Below are 17465 nucleotides of genomic sequence, written 5' to 3'. Positions count from 1 at the left end.
ATGGCCGTCCCCTTTCGATCGCACATGTTATAGTTGATGACCATGAGCCGCATACCTGATTTCGCCGATATCGCGTTTGAGAAAACCGTGGCAGCTGCCTCTCCCGGCAACGCCGAACCTTGGCTGACGCCCGAGGGCATCCCGGTCAAGCCGGCCTACAGCGAGACCGACCTCGCCGGCATCGACTTCCTTGAGACCTGGCCCGGCATCGCGCCCTATCTGCGCGGTCCCTACCCGACCATGTATGTCAACCAGCCCTGGACGATCAGGCAATATGCCGGCTTCTCCACGGCTGAAGATTCCAACGCGTTCTATCGCCGCAACCTTGCGGCTGGGCAGAAGGGCCTCTCGGTCGCCTTCGACCTCGCCACCCACCGCGGCTACGACTCGGATCATCCGCGCGTCTCCGGCGACGTCGGCATGGCCGGTGTCGCCATCGATTCAATCTACGACATGCGCACGCTGTTCGCAGGCATCCCGCTCGATCAGATGAGCGTGTCGATGACCATGAATGGTGCGGTGCTGCCGATCCTCGCGCTGTTCGTGGTGGCCGCCGAGGAACAGGGCGTGCCGCCGGAAAAACTGTCGGGCACCATTCAGAACGACATTCTGAAAGAGTTCATGGTGCGCAACACCTACATCTATCCGCCGGTACCCTCGATGCGGATCATCTCCGACATCTTCGCCTTCACCTCGCAGCGGATGCCGAAATTCAACTCGATCTCGATCTCCGGCTACCACATGCAGGAGGCCGGGGCGACGCAGGATCTCGAGCTCGCCTACACGCTCGCCGACGGCGTCGAATATCTGCGCGCCGGCCTTGCCGCCGGTCTCGATGTCGACCGCTTCGCGCCGCGGCTGTCGTTCTTCTGGGCGATCGGCATGAACTTCTTCATGGAAGTCGCCAAGATGCGCGCCGCGCGCCTGCTCTGGGCCAAGCTTCTGAAGCCGTTCAATCCCAAGGACCCGCGCTCGCTCTCATTGCGCACGCATTGCCAGACCTCCGGCTGGTCGCTGACCGCGCAGGACGTTTTCAACAACGTGATGCGTACCACCATCGAGGCGATGGCGGCGACGCAAGGACACACCCAGTCGCTGCACACCAACGCACTCGATGAAGCGTTGGCGCTGCCGACCGACTTCTCCGCCCGCATCGCGCGCAACACCCAGCTCTTCCTGCAGCAGGAGAGCGGCAATGGTCGGATCATCGATCCCTGGGGCGGCTCCTACTACGTCGAGCGGCTGACCCGCGATCTCGCCGCAAAAGCCTGGGGCCACATCCAGGAGGTCGAGGCGCTCGGCGGCATGGCGAAGGCGATCGAAGCCGGCGTGCCGAAGCTGCGGATCGAGGAAGCGTCCGCGAAAACGCAGGCGCGGATCGATGCCGGCAAGCAGGCGGTGATCGGCGTCAACAAGTACAAGCCGGAGAACGAGGCGCCGATCGACGTCCTGAAGGTCGACAACACCAACGTGCGGCGGCTGCAGATCGACAAGCTGAAGCGGCTGCGGCAGGAGCGTAATCAGAAGGATGTCCAGCAGGCGCTGGCGGCACTGAGCCGCTCGGCTTCCGAAGGCAACGGCAATCTGCTGGCGCTCGCCATCGACGCTGCACGCGCGAAGGCGACCGTCGGCGAGATTTCGGACGCCATGGAGAAGGTGTTCGGCCGCCATCGCGCCGAGATCAAGTCCATCACCGGCGTCTACAAGCGGGAGGCAGCCGCCATGTCCAACCGGGTCGAGAAAGTGCAGGCGCTGATCGACGCCTTCGAGGAGGCCGAAGGCCGCCGGCCACGCATCCTGGTGGCCAAGATCGGCCAGGACGGCCACGACCGCGGCCAGAAGGTGATCGCATCGGCCTTTGCCGACATCGGCTTTGACGTCGATATCGGGCCGTTGTTTGCCACCGCTGACGAAGCGGCGCGGCAGGCAGTCGAAAACGACGTGCACATCCTTGGCGTCTCCTCGCTTGCCGCCGCCCACCTGACGGCCGTGCCGGAACTGAAGGCCGCGCTGAAGAAGTACGGCCGCGACGACATCATGATCATCGTCGGCGGCGTGGTGCCGCCGCAGGATTACGAGGCGCTGTACCAGGCGGGCGCGGAAGCGATCTTCCCGCCGGGCACCGTGATCTCCGACGCCGCCGAAGAGCTGATCCACAAGCTCAACGCCCGGCTCGGGCATAGCGAGGCGGCGGAGTAGCTGATAGACTGGCCAAACCGCCTACGGGTTGTGCGATGACGCGTGACGAGATCATTGCCGCGATACGGAATAACGCCGACGCCATCAAAGCGACGGGCGTGTCGAAACTCGCCATCTTCGGTTCGCGCGTCCGCGGCGACAATCGTTCCGATAGCGACATCGACGTACTTGTGGAGATCGAGCCAGACGTCTCGTTCTCGCTTCTCAACTTGATTGGTGTTGAGCACATCATCGAGGACGCGACTGGGCTGGAGGCGCAGGCCACCCTGCGGCGATCCCTAACTCCCCGCTTCGCGCAGCGAATAGCCGACGAAATCGTCGAAGTATTTTGACGTGCGACCGACCCTCGCTGATCGAATCGATCACATCGCTATAGCGATCGACGACATTCGACACATGGTGGCCGAGTTTACGCGCGAAAGCTTTGCCAACGATCTGATGGTACGACTGGCGGTGGAACGGTTGCTTGAAATCATCAGTGAGGCATCCCGGTTTATTCCAGCAGAATTGAAGGCGAAAGAACCTGGCATCAATTGGAGAGGTTTGGCTGATCTCGGAAATTGGTTGCGCCACGCCTATCACAGAACCGACCCAGATTTGCTGTGGAACATGGTCGAGCGCGATCTCGAACCTCTCAAGAACTTTGCCGAACAAATTGCCAAGGAAGCCAAACCTTGACCCTGCTGAGCAAATTGAGCGTCGCGCTGGCACTGAGCATCATATGTCTCGTTCCTGCCTTCGCAGCCGACCCAAAGCCCGACGCTTTGGTCAAGAACAGGAGCATCGAAGCCACCGTCTATCTCGACGACAAGATCAAGGCCGACGCGGCGCTGGCGGCGGACTGCCTTGCCGAAGGCAGGAAGTGGATCGACAAGAGCGCCGCCGAGGCGGCATCCGCGCGGAAGCAGGATCCGCAACTGTTCGATCGTGGCGGCTGGACCTTCGAGCGCAAGTACAATGTCCGCTCGGTGATCGATGGCCGTTACGTGAGCATCGTCCGCAACGACTATATCGATACCCACGGCGCGCATCCGAACTCGGACGTTAATACCATCCTGTGGAATTCTACCGAGAAGAAGCGTATCAGCATCCGCCCCTTCTTCACGGAGACCGCCGACAACGGGCCGACCATGAAGGCGATGCTGGAAGCGGTCATCGCTTCGCTAAACATCGAGAAGAAGAAGCGCGGCGCCGGCGAAACGGCGACCGCCGAGTGGTACAAGGAACTGAAGCCGACGCTGCTCAAGCTCGGCGCGGTGACGCTGGCGCCGTCGACCGAGGCGGGCAAGAGCTCCGGCCTGACGTTCCACTACCCGCCCTATGCCGTGGGTCCCTACGCCGAGGGCCGCTATGTCGCGTTCGTACCCTGGGAGACGTTGAAGCCGTATCTGACTCCGGAGGGTGCCAGGATCTTCGGCGGATCGCGGCCCAAAGCTGATGAAGACGATCAGCAATGAGCGGCACGAAGGCGCTCGACATCAACGCCCTTGCCCATGACTTGCGCGCCCGCAATCGCGCGGCGCTGGCGCGTGCGATCACGCTGGTTGAAAGCCGTCGTGCCGACCACCAGGCGGCGGCGCGCGATCTCGTGCAAATGCTCTTGCCCGACACCGGCAAGGCTTTCCGTGTCGGCATCACCGGCTCGCCCGGGGTCGGCAAGTCCACCACGATCGATGCGCTCGGCATGTTCCTGATCGAGCACGGACACCAGATCGCGGTGCTGGCGGTCGATCCGTCGTCGGCGCGCACCGGCGGCTCGATCCTCGGCGACAAGACGCGGATGGCGCGGCTCGCGGCGTCCGACCAGGCCTATATCCGCCCCTCGCCTTCCTCTGGCACGCTCGGCGGCGTCGCGGCGAAGACGCGCGAGGCGATGCTGCTGTGCGAGGCGGCCGGCTTTGACGTGGTGCTGGTGGAAACCGTCGGCATCGGCCAGTCCGAGACCGTGGTCTCTGAGATGACCGATTTCTTCCTTGCCCTGATGCTGCCCGGCGCCGGCGACGAGCTGCAGGGCATCAAGAAGGGCCTGGTCGAACTCGCCGACATGATCGCGATCAACAAGGCTGACGGCGACAATCTCAAGCGCGCCAATCTCGCAGCCGCCGACTATCGCAGCGCGCTGCATATCCTGAAGCCCCGCTCCGAACACTGGCATCCGCCGGTCGAGACCTATTCGGCGCTGACCGGCGCGGGCATCGACAAGCTCTGGCAGAAGATCGTCGAGCATCGCACCGCGATGAACGCCTCCGGCGAGTTTGCCGCGCGGCGTCGCGAGCAGCAGGTGAAATGGATGTGGTCGATGCTCGAGCAGCGGATCATGGCGCGGCTGCGCTCGGATCCCACGATCCGCGCCAGGGTGAAGAAGACGGAGGCCGAGGTTGCCGATGGCCGCATCTCCCCAGCGGTGGCGGCCGAGCAGATCGCGGACCTTCTGCGATGAGCGAAAAGCTCTCCGTCCTCGTCACCGGCTTCGGTCCGTTTCCCGGCGCGCCGTTCAACCCGACCATGCCGCTGGTGAAGCGGCTGACGGAGCTGCGCCGTCCGGCTTTCGATGACGTCAAGCTGACCAGCCACATCTTCAGGGTGACCTACGACACCGTCGATCGCGAATTGCCTGAATTGATCGCGCGCGTCCGTCCGCAGGCGCTTCTGATGTCCGGGCTTGCCAACCGCACCGCGCATCTGCGGATCGAGAGCCGCGCCCGCAATGCGGTCACCACGCTGGTTGCCGATGCCGGCCGCCGCCGCGCGCGCAAGGGCTCGATCGTCGACGGCGCCGATGCAACAATGTTCGGACCGCATACCGCAAAACTGCTGCGCGCCGCGCTCGCGACCGGCATCGACGCGCGCGCCTCCCGCGACGCCGGCAGCTATCTCTGCAACTACTTGAGCTGGCGAGCGATCGAAGCGATGGACAAGACCGATGGCCTGCGGCTCGCCGCATTCGTGCATGTGCCACTGATCCCTCGCCACGGCGCCGCGCGCCGCAAGGGAACCGAGCGCATCACGCTGGAAGATCTCGTCGATGCCGGCGAGGCGCTGCTGCTGGAAATCGTGAAGCTGGCGCGGCGCGCTGTAGTCTCCACCCACGATTAACCCTACCCCAACAATCATCCCCGCGCGCCCTCGCGTTCACCACGCGCGACTGCCGTTCTGCGCTACGATTTGCGGTGTCGCGAGGGCCATGCACCATGGACGTCAATCGCCGTCATCTCATCGGAGCTGCCACAGCGGGCGCCGCCGGCGCGCTGGCGCTGCCCGTGGATGCTGTGCGCGCGGCGCCGCTTCCCTCCGCGCTCGGCCGCGATGCCACGCAATATGGCGTCCGCCCTGGCAACCCTGACGACCAGACCAAAGTATTGCAGCGCGCGATCGATGAGGCGGCGCGCGCGCAAGCGCCGCTGGCGCTGCCGCCCGGAGTTTACCGCTCCGGCCCGCTCCGCCTGCAGCGCGGCTCGCAGCTCATTGGAGTGCGCGGCGCGACCAAGCTCGTCTTCAACGGCGGGCTGTCGATGTTTCTTGGTGAGGGCGCCGACAGCATCGGCCTCACCGGCCTCACGCTTGACGGCGGCAACGTTCCGCTGCCGACGCGGCGCGGCCTCGTGCATTGCCTCACCGCGCGCGATGTCCGCATCACCGGCTGCGAGATCACCGGCAGTGGCGGCAACGGCATCTGGTTCGAGCAGGTGTCGGGCGATGTCAGTGGCAACATCTTCACTGACATTGCGACCACCGCCATCGTCTCGTTCGACGCGCTGGGCCTGATGGTCGCGCGCAACACGATTTCGGGCACCAACGACAACGGCATCGAGATCCTGCGCACCGCGATTGGCGACGACGGCACGATCGTTGCCGACAACCGCATCGAGGACATCAAGGCCGGTCCCGGCGGCTCCGGGCAGTATGGCAACGCCATCAACGCGTTCCGAGCCGGCAATGTGACCGTGCGCGGCAACCGCATCAAGAACTGCGATTATTCCGCCGTGCGCGGCAATTCGGCGTCGAACATCCACATCACCGATAACAGCGTCAGCGATGTACGCGAGGTTGCACTCTATTCGGAATTCTCCTTCGAGGGCGCCGTCATCGCCAACAACACGGTCGACGGCGCTGCCGTCGGCGTCTCCGTCTGCAATTTTAACGAGGGCGGCCGCATCGCGGTGGTCCAGGGCAACATCATCCGCAACTTGATCCCGAAGCGGCCGATCGGGACCGCGCCGGACGATGACGCCGGCATCGGCATCTATATCGAGGCGGACAGCGCCGTCACCGGCAATGTGATCGAGAACGCGCCCTCCTTCGGCATCGTTGCCGGCTGGGGCAAATATCTGCGCGACGTCGCCATCACCGGCAACGTGATCCGCAAGGCTTTTGTCGGTGTCGGCGTGTCGGTGGTGCCGGGCGCCGGGATCGCGCTGGTCAACAACAACATGATCTCGGAGGCGCCGCGCGGCGCCGTGGTCGGGCTCGACCATGCGCGGGCGATCACGGCGGATCTATCCGTTGCCGGCGCGCAGCAATATGCGCAGGTCGTGCTCGGCGGCAACGCGGTACGAAAATGACTTCTAGAGCGCGTTGCGCAGCAGCGGATAGCGCGCCTGCATGGCGGCAAGGTCGAGCAGCGGCAGTGGCGTCTCTTCCATCACCGGCGCTTCCTCTTCCTCGGCCTGCTCGAGCGCGACAATTTCGATCGGCGCCGCTTGGGGCACCACTGGCACCGGCGGTTCGACCGGTCGGGACTGCAGCCGCACCGGAGGCGGCAGCGGCGTCACCCGGCCGCGGCCGAGCCAGGAAATGTCGATCGGCGAATTGTCCAGCGAAGCCTCGCGCCGCAACAGGTCGCGCCAGGTCTCGACCGCCTGCTTGGCCTCCTGGATGTTCTCGAGGAAGGACACATCGCTGTGATAGCGGCGCCAGCGCCCGGATTCGAACAGTTCGGTGAGGTGTTCCAGACGCGCTTCCGCCAGCGCGCACCAGCGCGCCACGATCTCGCGGCCTCTGGCCGCGTCAGTTCGATTTGTCATTAAGACAGCCCGTGAAGAGAGAAACGGACGCAGGACGCAACCGAACCGAATCAAAATGTGATGGGGATATTCTGTGGAAAAGGTTAAAAAAGTCTAACACCTTTTCGTAAACGACTCGGGGCACTCAGAGAAGTCCGCGTGAATACTAGGATTATTGGGACCGCCGCTATTAGACCGTCGAGGCGACACCTGCATGACCGTTCGCGCAACCAGCGGGCGCGGTCCACAAAATACCATCGGCCCAAAATGAAAGACCCGTCCGGGGGGACAACCGGACGGGTCAAGCCATATGGGCGCTTGGGGTGGATGGGCGCTCGCGCCTGATATAGCTGACGGGGAGGAATGGATCGCTCCCACACATATTGGTCGCGACATCCTGCCCGACGTTCAAAATCCCCGTCCGATTTTTTAACCCGCCGCAGGGACCGGTCTGCGGCTCGAAAGCGCGGAAAACTTACTGCGCGGCGGGGCTTTTCGCGTCATTTGCCGCCGATTTGTCCGCGGCCATGGAGGGTGCCGGTTGTTCCGTCGCCCGGCTCACAGAAGTGTTATCCAGCGCGGGCGCAGCCGGTGCGAGCGGAACCGCCGGTGCCGCAACGGCGGACACAGCCGCCAACGCATCGGCCTGCCCCGCCCCGAATAGATCGTCGCGTCCGGGGACGCCGAGATCGCGCACGGTGCCGGTGAGGATTGAGCGGACCTCGTTCGGTTTCAGCGCCGGATTGCGCTCCAGTATCAGCGCCGCGATGCCGCTGACGAAGGCGGCGGAAAACGACGTAGCCGAGGTGATCTGGTACTTGCCGTCCGGCGCCGGCAGGAAGATGTCGGCACCGGGCGCGGCGAGCGCGATGTAGTTGCCCCGGTTCGAGGCGGAGAACAGTTTCTCCTGCGCATCGGTACCGCTGACCGCGATCACGTTCGGGTCGCGGCGGGATAGAGCGGCGCCGATTTCGCCCCAGCATTGCCGGCGGCCGCGACCAGCACGATGCCGCGCGCCGCGCTCGCGGCGACCGCCCGCTCGATCAGGCCATGGCATCTCGCGCTTGCGCTTCGTGGGAAGATCTATGAACGGCTGCGCCTTACGGCGTTTCCACCGCGAGGCTGACGATCTTTTCCCTCTGCAGCCTGCCGAGCAGCGCGGCGACGTCGTTCCTGCTCATCGCGCCGTTGCCGAACTGAATGCGGAACATGCCTTCACGGGCACCGCCGATGATCGAGGCCTGGTAATTGTCGAGCAGCGCCGTGATGTCGGAGATGCGCGCATCCGGCGCAAAGCGCACCAACGCACGCAGCGGGCTCGCCGCAGTGAGGTTCCGGGTAATCGGGGCTGCGGAGCGCAACTCCGGTGCCGCCGCCCGCGGCTCCAGCGTGAGCGACGCCGTCTGGAACGAACTGCCCTGGCTCTTCATCATCAGTACCGCGCCGATCACGCCGGCCTGCAGCAGCAGCACGATCGCGCCAACACCCGCCGACCACGCCAGCGTCCGCGGCGACAGGCTCGCGAAGAACTGCGAGATTCGCGTCGAAAGCCTCACCGAAGTCGACGCCGTGCGCACCGGCTCCTGGTCGATCTCGGCGAACAGCTTCTGCATCGCGCGCATGGACGGCGCGCCCAGGCTGTCATTGAGGTGGATGGTCTCGGCATATTCCTCGCGGATCACAGCATATTGCCTGGCGAGCTCCGGATCGCTGGCCAGCGCCTCTTCGACACGCCGCGCATCGCGCGCGTTCAACGTGCCCGCGGCATGCCAGGGCAGCAGCAGTTCGATGTCGCTGGGCTCTTGATCCAGCACTTTTCTTATCGCTGCCATCACGGCCAACCTCGCTCTATGCCGGCTGCCTTGAGCAGTTCGGCCAATTTCTTGCGCGCATAGAATAGGCGCGTCTTCACGGTATTCCCGGAGATACCAACGATCTCGGCGACTTCCTCCACGGACTTCTCGTGGTAGTAGACGAGATCGACAATCTCCCGGTGCTCCAGCGAAAGTGCCGTCAGACACTTGCGCAACGCTTCACCCGTATCCTTCTTCTGCACCGCCACTTCCGGATCGTCGGACGCATCCTCGATCGCGTTAGCGGCCTCGTCGTCCAGTTCAGCGTCCTTCCTGCGCCGCAGCGCAGACAGGGCCTTGAACCGGGTGATCGCCAACAACTAGGTCGAGACGGCAGATCGGCCTTCGAATTTACCGGCCTGGCGCCACACATCGAGAAACACCTCGCTGATGAGGTCCTCCGCGACCTGTTCGTCCCGCACAAGCCGGAGTCCGAAACGGTACACTCTGACGTGGTGCCGCCCGTACAGCACCTGCATGGCGAGCCGGTCGCCTTGAGCGATTCTGGCGATCAGAGCCTCGTCTGAAGCCGCCTGTGTCGCGCTCAATGGCCGTCTCGCAAGATTGGTCGAAGGGAGGTGGGGGCTGGTTCGATGGCGAGGGCAGAATTCTTCACATTACCGCAATGTGCAGAACGCATGTGTGAGCTAACCCACAAGCCGTGAATTCCCTGCGAATTCGGCACCCTTACCCCCCCCCCCTTCGGTATCATGGTAGGGTAACCTTCCCCGAGACCATGCCGGCTGCTCGCAACCTTAGCAAGAGTCAGCCCATAAGGCAGTCCTCCCGCCAATTCCAACCCGTCGTGTCCCGCGCTCATCCGTCGCCGGCTCTCGTTGCGATTCGCCGGGATTTTCACCTGCGAAAACAAGGGAGATGGCGCGATTTCCACGGATCAGATTCGGCTCCGAAAGATACCAAACCTAAAGGCTTTCCCCTTAGATTTTGCGAGTTTTCCTTCCAATGGCGAGCGCATGGGCACCGCCGCGTCCTCATTTCTGAACCCCATTGCCGGCGGATTGGATGGCCGCGGCTCCCGGCTGGCCGCCACGAAGCTGTCGCGCCGCGCCAGACGTCGGCTCCAGATCCAGGCGATGATCGGCGCCTGCTACGTCGTCGACGCCCTCGTGCTCCTCGTCTATGCGAGCGCCGGCACGGTCCCGATGGCGTTGGGCATGGCCTACGCGCTCTGCGGGTTGAGCCTGTGCGCGCTTTACGCGCTGCTTTCCGAGCTTGGCTTCCACGAGCGCTTCAGGGATCACTATCTGGTCGCGCCGCAGTCGGCCCTCAACATGGTGAACCAGCTCGCATTCACCTACATCGCGCCGCAGGTCGGCGTGCTCTTCCTGTGCAATCTGTTCGTGGTGTTCGGCTTCGGCGCCCTCAGGACTTCGGCGCGCCAGACCGCCTTGATCTGGGCGGTGATGGTGCTTGGCCTCGCCGTGCTGTTCCTTCTGACCGATAAGCCGATCGCGATGCCGCACGGCAACACCCTGGAGCGGCTCGCCACCATGCTGGTCTTTGCGCTCACCATCGGGCGCTGCATGTTCTTGGGCATGTTCTCCAGTTCGATGCAGCAATCGCTGTACCAGAACGGACAGAAGCTGAAGGAAGCCTACAAGCGCATCGAAGAGCTCGCCGAGCTTGACGAACTGACCGGCGCGTTCAACCGGCGCAGCATCATGCGGATGCTGGACGAGGAGATCGTTCGCTGCGAGCGTACCGGCGCGACCTGCTCGGTCGCGCTGATCGACCTCGACTGGTTCAAGCGCGTCAACGACATCTATGGCCATCCGACCGGCGACGAGGTGCTGAGGACCTTCGCGATCTCCATGTTCGCCAACATCCGCAGCATCGACCGCTTCGGCCGCCACGGCGGCGAAGAGTTCCTGCTGATACTGCCTGAGTTGAACGAAGATGGCGCCATGCGCGCGCTCGACCGGCTGCGGGCGATCATCGCCGAGCTCGACTGGAGCGCGTTCTCGCCGGTCATGAAGGTGACGATATCCGCCGGCATCGCCACGCTGCGGCCCAACGAGGGTCCGGACATGCTTCTCGCGCGCGCCGACAGCGCGCTTTACTCGGCCAAGGCACGGGGACGCAATCGCATCGCCAGTGCATGATCAAACGCATTCGCTCCCAGCGTCGAAGAATACGACGCGGTCGCATCGCCAATACTCCAGGACAGAGTCACAGTCATGATTTCGAAAGCCGCAATCGGTCCCGAGAACCTGCTCGACGAGCTGCAGACGACGCTCGCACATGGAACGGTGGCGCGCCGCGTCGAGACCCTGCGCCGTGTGACCGATCTCTTCATCAACGGCGCAGTGGACTATTCGGATGAGCAAGTCGCGCTGTTCGACGATGTCTTCCAGTGCCTGCTGCTTCACATTGAAACCTCAGCGAAGGCGCTATTGTCCAACCGGCTGGCGCCGATCGACACCGCTCCACCGCTGACTGTCCGGACTCTCGCCTTCGATGACATGATCGAGGTCGCCGGCCCTGTGCTGGCACAATCGAGCCAGCTCGACGATGATACCCTGATCGAGACCGCGCGGAATAAGAGCCAGGCGCACCTGATGGCGATCTCGGCGCGCAAGACGCTGAGCGGCGCCGTCACCGACGTGCTGGTGCTGCGCGGCAATGACGAGGTGATCCAGAGCACCGTCAACAATCCCGGCGCAGAATTCACCGAGCGCGGCTTCACCCGCCTGATCAGCCGCGCCGAAGGCGACGACGACCTTGCAACCTGCATCGGGTTGCGCCCGAGCATGCCGCGGCATCTCTATCTGAAGCTTCTGGCGAAGGCATCGGACACGGTGCGGCACCGGCTCGAAGCCGCCAATCCCCAGCAGGCCAAGCAGGTGCCGAGTGCGGTGCGCGAGGCCACGCGGCGTGCGCGCTCCTCGCCCTCAGCGGTTACGCGCGACACAACGATCGCCCATGCGCTGGTGAAGTCGCTGTACGAGGATGGCCGTCTCGACGAATTTCAGGTGGCGGCGTTTGCCGAAGCCGGCAAGTTCGACGAAACCAATGCCTCGATCGCAGCTCTCGCCAACGTGAACGTCGCCGTCGCCGAGAACATGATGATCGAAACCCGCGCCGAAGGCGTGATGATCCTGGCCAAGGTCGCTGGCTTCTCCTGGTCGACCGTGCGCTCGATCATCAACCTGCGCGACGAATTGTCGGGCGGCGAGCCGACTGACCTCCTGGCCTGCCTGGAGACATACGAACGGCTGCGACCATCGACCGCGCAGCAGGTCTTGCGCTTTCACCGCATGCAGCAAAGCACGCCCGCGGCGTAGCCTTAGTCCTATTCCGTTGCCCGGATGGAGCGCCGCGCAGTCCGGGACTGGTGCGATAGTAGACCCTCATGGTGAGTAGGCGCGAAGCGCCGTCTCGAACCATGAGGCCCCGATCTCGCCCGTGGCCCATCCTCGAGACGCCGCTTCGCGGCTCCTCGGGATGAGGTGGAGCCCATAGCCCCGTCCGATCCATCAATATCGAAGCACCTTCGACCCGATCAGCGCACCGATCGCGGCGACCAGCGCGGTCCCGATCGTGTACCAGGTCGCCACGAACAGCGGGGAATCGTCGGTGCAGTGCGATGCATAGAGCGTGGCTGCCAGTCCTGCGGCCATCAGGCCGGCGATCGCGCCGGCGACGGCCGGACGCGTCGGCGCGCCATGGCGCAGGCCGAACAACGCGGCCGCTAGCAACGGCAGCGACATTAAGGGAATCGAGATCAGGCATGCCCGCGAATTGTTGCCGACCAGCCGCGTCATCATCGGCGCGCGCTGCGGCATCATCATCTCGCCGCTGATCCCGGCCACCAGCAGCCCGGCCGGGACAAGCAGCCACCAGCCAAAGCCGCGCAGCGACGCCTCGGGGCGCGACAAATGCAGGCTGACGGCGATCGCGGAAGCGGCGAGCGCGAGCGTGACTGCGAACTTCAGATCGAAGAACGGGTTGCGCATTGCGGTCATGACATCAGGCCTGACGCCGAGTTCGGCGAAGAAGATCAGCAAAGAAATCGGTGCGGCGGCGAGCAAAGCCAGCATCAGGACGAATCCCACCGGCTGCGCGCGCTGGGCGTTGTCGGCGGCAAGCGTGCGAATGAGCTGATCCGTGTCCATCTTCAACTCTCCCGCAGCTTCGCCGTCAGGCTGGCGAGCCCGCGATGCAGCGCCACCCGCACTGCTCCCTCACTCATTGAGAATTTTGCCGCTGTGTCCTTGATGGAAGCGCTGTCGACGGCAATCGACTGCAGGACTTGGCGCTGCCGCGCCGGCAATGTGTTCAGATGTGCGGCGATTTCGCTGGCGGAGGCCGTCTGCTCCTGCGTCTCGCCGGGCAGGGTCTCGGCGAAATCGTCGATGTTGACGAACACCCGCTTGCCCCGGCGCCGGAGCGCATCGATCAGCTTGTTGCGGGCAATCGCGAACAGCCAGGGTGCAAACGGGGCGTTTACGTCCCATGTGTGTCGCTTCGAATGCACCGCCAGCAGAATGTCTTGCACGATATCCTCGGATTGATCGATCGGCTGCCCCGCGCGCGCCAAGCCGCGGCGCGCGGCCGCCCGCAGGACCGGCGTGATCGCCTTGAGCAGGCGATGATACGCCGTGCTGTCGCCTGAAATGGCCGACCGCATCAGGCCGGTCCATTCATCCTCACGCTCGCGCACGCGCGCTCCCACAACGTAATTCGGTCGATCCTTCAATTCGTTACGCCCGGAGCGATAGATCACGAAGTCGTGAACGTACACGCGAGCGCCAGAATCTCAAATTCGGATCACGGTAAGTCGACTGTGCCTTTGAGATCCGCAGGGCTCTTAACATCGATTGCCGGAGCTCGCACCGGCCGGATCGCAGGCACCGAATTTTGTCTGGAGGAAAATCGGCACCACACCCGAAAGCGGCCGCTTTGACGCAACAGTGCCGCCCCGTTTTGGCCCGGCAAAACCCGAAGATTCCCTTTTTCTGCCCCGCTGTGGACATGCGCCGGGGTCTCATTTCGCCCTCGGGGGCGGGCAAATGGGGAGATTGTCAGATGATCACCAAAGCCAGCGGGCTTCTGGCGGTGCTTGTGGCCGCAGGGCTGTTTGCAGGCGTCGCCGCGCCGTCGCCGGTCGAGGCGGCAGGTTCGGGCGGCACGACTGCCTCGGACACTGATAACGCGACAAGCGTTAAGAAACAGAGCACGCGTCACGGAAAGCGCAACAAGTCGGCCAAGACCGAATCTAAATCCCGCGAATCCAAATCCACCGAATCCAAATCCACCGAATCCAAATCCACCGAATCCAAGTCCTCCGAGACGAAGAAGCCGGATGGCGCCGAGGTCGTCGACGCCGCAGCCGTGTCGACTGCGCTTCCGGTATCGGTCGCCAATGCCAAGGCCGAACTGACGCCCAACGTCCCGGCCGACAATGCGAGCGCGATGTCGGCGAAGGTCAACACGCTTCTCGCCGCATCTGACAAGCCGGACGAGGTGAAGGCGCCCGGTGATGACGACGTCGTCGCCTCCGACCAGCTCAACGAAGTCGATCGCGCGTTGCAGGAGAGCCAGCAGCAGAACCAGCCCGCCGCGCAGCCGCAGCAGCCTGCTCCGGCGGCCGCGATGACGACCGCCCAGGCACCGGCGGCACCGGTCGCCAGCTCCGACGACTCGACCTGGGACCGAACCTCCCTGATCGGAAAGATCTTCATCGCCGCGGGCGCGCTGCTGACGATGGCGTCGGCTGCTCGCATGTTCATGGCCTGACGTCCCCTTCTGCCCGGACGCGCAGCGCAAATAGCGCCCCGCCGCGTCCGGGCGCCCACTTGAAGCGCACCCCGTCAGCGGGCACATTGCCGCTAGATCAGAAAAACGGGGTGGATCATGTCGACGTTTGAACACATCATTGTCGAGAGCAAAGGCGCGGTCGGCATCATCAAGCTGAATCGTCCCAAAATGCTCAACGCGCTCTCCTTCGGCGTCTTCCGCGAGATCGCGGCTGCAGTCGATGACCTCGAGGCTGACGACGCGATCGGATGCATCGTCCTCACCGGCAGCGAGAAAGCCTTTGCCGCCGGCGCCGACATCAAGGAGATGCAGCCGAAAGGCTTCATCGACATGTTCACCAGCGACTTCGCCGCGATCGGCGGCGACCGCGTCGCCAGATGCCGCAAGCCGACGATGGCGGCGGTGGCCGGATATGCGCTTGGCGGCGGCTGCGAGCTTGCCATGATGTGCGACATCATCATCGCTGCCGATACCGCAAAATTCGGCCAGCCCGAGATCACGCTCGGAACTATCCCCGGAATCGGCGGCACGCAGCGGCTGACGCGCGCGATCGGCAAGTCGAAGGCGATGGATCTCTGCCTCACCGGGCGGATGATGGATGCCGCCGAGGCCGAACGCTCCGGCCTCGTCAGTCGCGTCGTACCCGCCGACAAGCTGATGGAAGAAGCACTCGTCGCCGCTGAAAAGATCGCATCGATGTCGCGCCCGGCGGCCGCGATGGCCAAGGAAGCGGTCAACCGCGCCTTCGAGACCACGCTGTCGGAAGGCCTCAACGTCGAGCGCAACCTGTTCCACTCGACCTTCTCGCTCGAAGACCGCTCCGAAGGCATGGCCGCCTTCATCGAGAAGCGACAGCCTGTGAACAAGAACAGGTAAGTTAGATCACCGTCGTCGTTCCTGGGCCCGCGCAGCACGAGCCCAGAATAACGGCATAGCTCGCGCGGCAAAAGTCGTCGCTGTGACGAACCGGCAACAGACAAGCACCGATTTGATGTGCAGATGTCGCGCGACCGTTTGTCAGTAGCGGCACCTTCCCCTAAACAGTAGATGTGACCCAGTCGGCGGGGGCGGACGGTCGGGGTGGTTTGCGGGTTATTATGGTCGGACTTGCCGCTAGAATTAGCGACGTAAGAAGGCGTTTGCTTCAGACAGGCATTTGCCTTGGCGTGTTGCTTTGTGTCGATTTCGCCGCCTCGGCGGTCCGTGCGGAGAGTCTCACTGACGCGCTTGCCAAAGCCTACAAAACCAACCCGGCGCTGAATGCCGAGCGGGCGCGGCAGCGTGCAACCGACGAAAACGTGCCCCAGGCGCTCGCCGGCTATCGTCCGCAGATCGTCGCAACCCTCTCCGCCGGTCTGCAGGCGGTGCGCGACCTTCTGCCGGACAACGTCGTTCAGACTGCGAACCTGAAGCCGTGGCAGATCGGCCTGACGGTCACGCAGACGTTGTTCAACGGTTTCAAGACCGCCAACAGCGTGCGCGTGGCGGAACTGCAGGTGCAATCCGGCCGCGAGGCGCTGCGCAATGTCGGCCAGGGCGTGCTGCTGGACGCCGTCACCGTCTATACCAACGTGCTCGCCAACCAGTCGCTGGTCGAGGCACAGCGCGCCAACGTCGCATTCCTGCGCGAGACGCAAGGCATCACCCAGAAGCGGCTCAACGCCGGCGATGTCACGCCCACCGACACCGCGCAGGCCGAGGCGCGATTGAACCGCGGGCTTGCCGATCTCAACGCCGCCGAGATCAATCTCGCGATCAGCCAGGCGACTTACGCGCAGATCATCGGCAATGCGCCCGGGCAATTGCGGCCGGCCGAGACCATCGACCGCCTGCTGCCGCGCAGCCGCGAGGACGCGATCGGGCTCGCCTACCGCGAGCACCCGGCGGTGATGGCAGCAAGCTATGACGTCGACGTTGCCTCGACCACAATCCGTGTCGCCGAGAGCAGCCTCATGCCGAACGTCACCGTACAAGGCAGCGTGAGCCGCAGCCGCGATGGGGACCCGACCCTTGGCACATTCGGAACCGACCAGGCCTCCATCATCGGCCAGTTGAACCAGCCGATCTATGACGGCGGCATGGCAGCGTCCCAGACCCGCCAAACGAAGGAAGTGGCGGCGCAGAGCCGGCTGGTGCTCGACCACGTTCGTAACCAGGCGCGCACGGCTGCGATCAGCGCGTGGGTCGCCAACGAAGGCGCCAAGACGGCGGTCTCCGCTTCCGAGTCCGAAGTCCGCGCCGCGAACGTTGCGCTGCAGGGCGTGCAGCGCGAGGCGGCCGGCGGCCAGCGCACCACCGTTGACGTGCTCAATGCACAACAGGATTTGATCCTGGCCAGGGCCCGGCTCATCGGCGCTCTGCGCGACCGCGTGATCGCCTCCTACAGCCTGCTAAGTGCCATCGGCCGCCTCGACGTCAAGAACCTCCATCTCAATACGCCGGATTACCTGCCGGACGTGCATTACCACCAGGTGCGCGACGCCTGGCACGGGCTGCGCACGCCGTCGGGACAGTGATCCGGTATACGCACCGCCGCCTTCCCGCCCGCACATTCGCCCTGTAACCTCGCTCGACCAGCGGCCGATAACGCTGGGGCGCAGCAAGCGCCGATCAAACGAGGAAACGCAGG

Annotated in this window: 16 protein-coding genes and 2 pseudogenes; 12 read left to right on the top strand and 6 right to left on the bottom strand. The window is 64.2% G+C overall.

Annotated features, from left to right (window positions below):
• Positions 1-42: 42 nt before the first annotated feature.
• From scpA to J6497_RS23765, 7 genes are all read left to right on the top strand, one after another.
• The gene (scpA, locus tag J6497_RS23795; protein ID WP_225706707.1) at positions 43-2199 is read left to right on the top strand and encodes a methylmalonyl-CoA mutase; all 2157 of its coding nucleotides are present in this window, start codon (positions 43-45) and stop codon (positions 2197-2199) included.
• Positions 2200-2234: 35 nt separating this feature from the next.
• Positions 2235-2531, top strand: a complete 297-nt coding sequence (locus J6497_RS23790) for a nucleotidyltransferase family protein (protein WP_225706706.1) — start codon at positions 2235-2237, stop codon at positions 2529-2531.
• 1 nt (position 2532) lies between these two features.
• On the top strand, positions 2533-2877 hold the full coding sequence (locus tag J6497_RS23785; RefSeq protein ID WP_225706705.1) for a HepT-like ribonuclease domain-containing protein: 345 nt from the start codon (positions 2533-2535) through the stop codon (positions 2875-2877).
• Between the two features lie 5 nt (positions 2878-2882).
• Positions 2883-3656, top strand: coding sequence for an RsiV family protein (locus tag J6497_RS23780; protein ID WP_225706797.1), 774 nt, complete (start codon positions 2883-2885; stop codon positions 3654-3656).
• The gene (gene meaB, locus J6497_RS23775; protein ID WP_225706704.1) at positions 3653-4639 is read left to right on the top strand and encodes a methylmalonyl Co-A mutase-associated GTPase MeaB; all 987 of its coding nucleotides are present in this window, start codon (positions 3653-3655) and stop codon (positions 4637-4639) included. The genes J6497_RS23780 and meaB overlap by 4 nt, the downstream gene beginning before the upstream one ends.
• A complete protein-coding gene (locus tag J6497_RS23770; RefSeq protein ID WP_225706703.1) occupies positions 4636-5295 on the top strand; it encodes a pyroglutamyl-peptidase I in 660 nt (219 codons plus the stop codon). The genes meaB and J6497_RS23770 overlap by 4 nt, the downstream gene beginning before the upstream one ends.
• Before the next feature lie 95 nt (positions 5296-5390).
• A complete protein-coding gene (locus J6497_RS23765) occupies positions 5391-6761 on the top strand; it encodes a TIGR03808 family TAT-translocated repetitive protein (protein WP_225706702.1) in 1371 nt (456 codons plus the stop codon).
• Between the two features lie 3 nt (positions 6762-6764).
• Here J6497_RS23765 and J6497_RS23760 read toward each other — a convergent pair whose 3' ends face one another.
• From J6497_RS23760 to J6497_RS23745, 4 genes and pseudogenes are all read right to left on the bottom strand, one after another.
• Positions 6765-7223, bottom strand: coding sequence for a TIGR03809 family protein (locus J6497_RS23760; protein WP_225706701.1), 459 nt, complete (start codon positions 7221-7223; stop codon positions 6765-6767).
• A 454-nt stretch (positions 7224-7677) separates the two neighbouring features.
• A pseudogene (locus J6497_RS23755) lies at positions 7678-8249 on the bottom strand (S8 family serine peptidase); the annotation flags it as partial.
• Between the two features lie 53 nt (positions 8250-8302).
• Complete coding sequence (locus J6497_RS23750) at positions 8303-9037, bottom strand: hypothetical protein (RefSeq protein WP_225706700.1); 735 nt, start codon at positions 9035-9037, stop codon at positions 8303-8305.
• Positions 9034-9603, bottom strand: a pseudogene (locus J6497_RS23745) (sigma-70 family RNA polymerase sigma factor). Before J6497_RS23745 ends, J6497_RS23750 begins: the two are co-directional and overlap by 4 nt.
• 426 nt (positions 9604-10029) lie before the next feature.
• Here J6497_RS23745 and J6497_RS23740 point away from each other — a divergent pair.
• Both J6497_RS23740 and J6497_RS23735 read left to right on the top strand, forming a co-directional pair.
• Complete coding sequence (locus tag J6497_RS23740; RefSeq protein ID WP_283844868.1) at positions 10030-11178, top strand: GGDEF domain-containing protein; 1149 nt, start codon at positions 10030-10032, stop codon at positions 11176-11178.
• A gap of 75 nt (positions 11179-11253) precedes the next feature.
• Positions 11254-12360 (top strand): DUF2336 domain-containing protein, encoded by a 1107-nt coding sequence (locus J6497_RS23735; protein WP_225706699.1) that lies wholly within the window; start codon positions 11254-11256, stop codon positions 12358-12360.
• Positions 12361-12552: 192 nt separating this feature from the next.
• Here the strand turns inward: J6497_RS23735 and J6497_RS23730 are convergent, their stop codons facing one another.
• Both J6497_RS23730 and J6497_RS23725 read right to left on the bottom strand, forming a co-directional pair.
• Entirely contained in the window at positions 12553-13191 is a 639-nt protein-coding gene (locus J6497_RS23730) for an NrsF family protein (protein ID WP_225706698.1), read from the bottom strand.
• A gap of 2 nt (positions 13192-13193) precedes the next feature.
• Positions 13194-13739: a sigma-70 family RNA polymerase sigma factor gene (locus tag J6497_RS23725; protein ID WP_225706796.1), complete on the bottom strand. Its 546-nt coding sequence runs from the start codon at positions 13737-13739 to the stop codon at positions 13194-13196.
• Positions 13740-14002: 263 nt separating this feature from the next.
• Here J6497_RS23725 and J6497_RS23720 point away from each other — a divergent pair, with 263 nt between their 5' ends.
• The 3 genes from J6497_RS23720 to J6497_RS23710 all read left to right on the top strand — a co-directional run bounded on the left by J6497_RS23720 (position 14003) and on the right by J6497_RS23710 (position 17352).
• Complete coding sequence (locus J6497_RS23720; protein WP_225706697.1) at positions 14003-14815, top strand: hypothetical protein; 813 nt, start codon at positions 14003-14005, stop codon at positions 14813-14815.
• A gap of 117 nt (positions 14816-14932) precedes the next feature.
• Positions 14933-15712 (top strand): enoyl-CoA hydratase, encoded by a 780-nt coding sequence (locus J6497_RS23715; RefSeq protein ID WP_225706696.1) that lies wholly within the window; start codon positions 14933-14935, stop codon positions 15710-15712.
• Positions 15713-15933: 221 nt separating this feature from the next.
• Positions 15934-17352 carry a TolC family outer membrane protein gene (locus J6497_RS23710; RefSeq protein ID WP_249793705.1) on the top strand — a complete coding sequence of 473 codons (1419 nt, stop codon included), beginning with the start codon at positions 15934-15936 and terminating at the stop codon, positions 17350-17352.
• The last annotated feature ends 113 nt before the right edge of the window (positions 17353-17465 follow it).

The sequence above is a fragment of the Bradyrhizobium cenepequi genome, assembly GCF_020329485.1.
Classification (GTDB): domain Bacteria; phylum Pseudomonadota; class Alphaproteobacteria; order Rhizobiales; family Xanthobacteraceae; genus Bradyrhizobium; species Bradyrhizobium cenepequi.
This window is presented reverse-complemented; position numbering and strand designations above follow the sequence as displayed.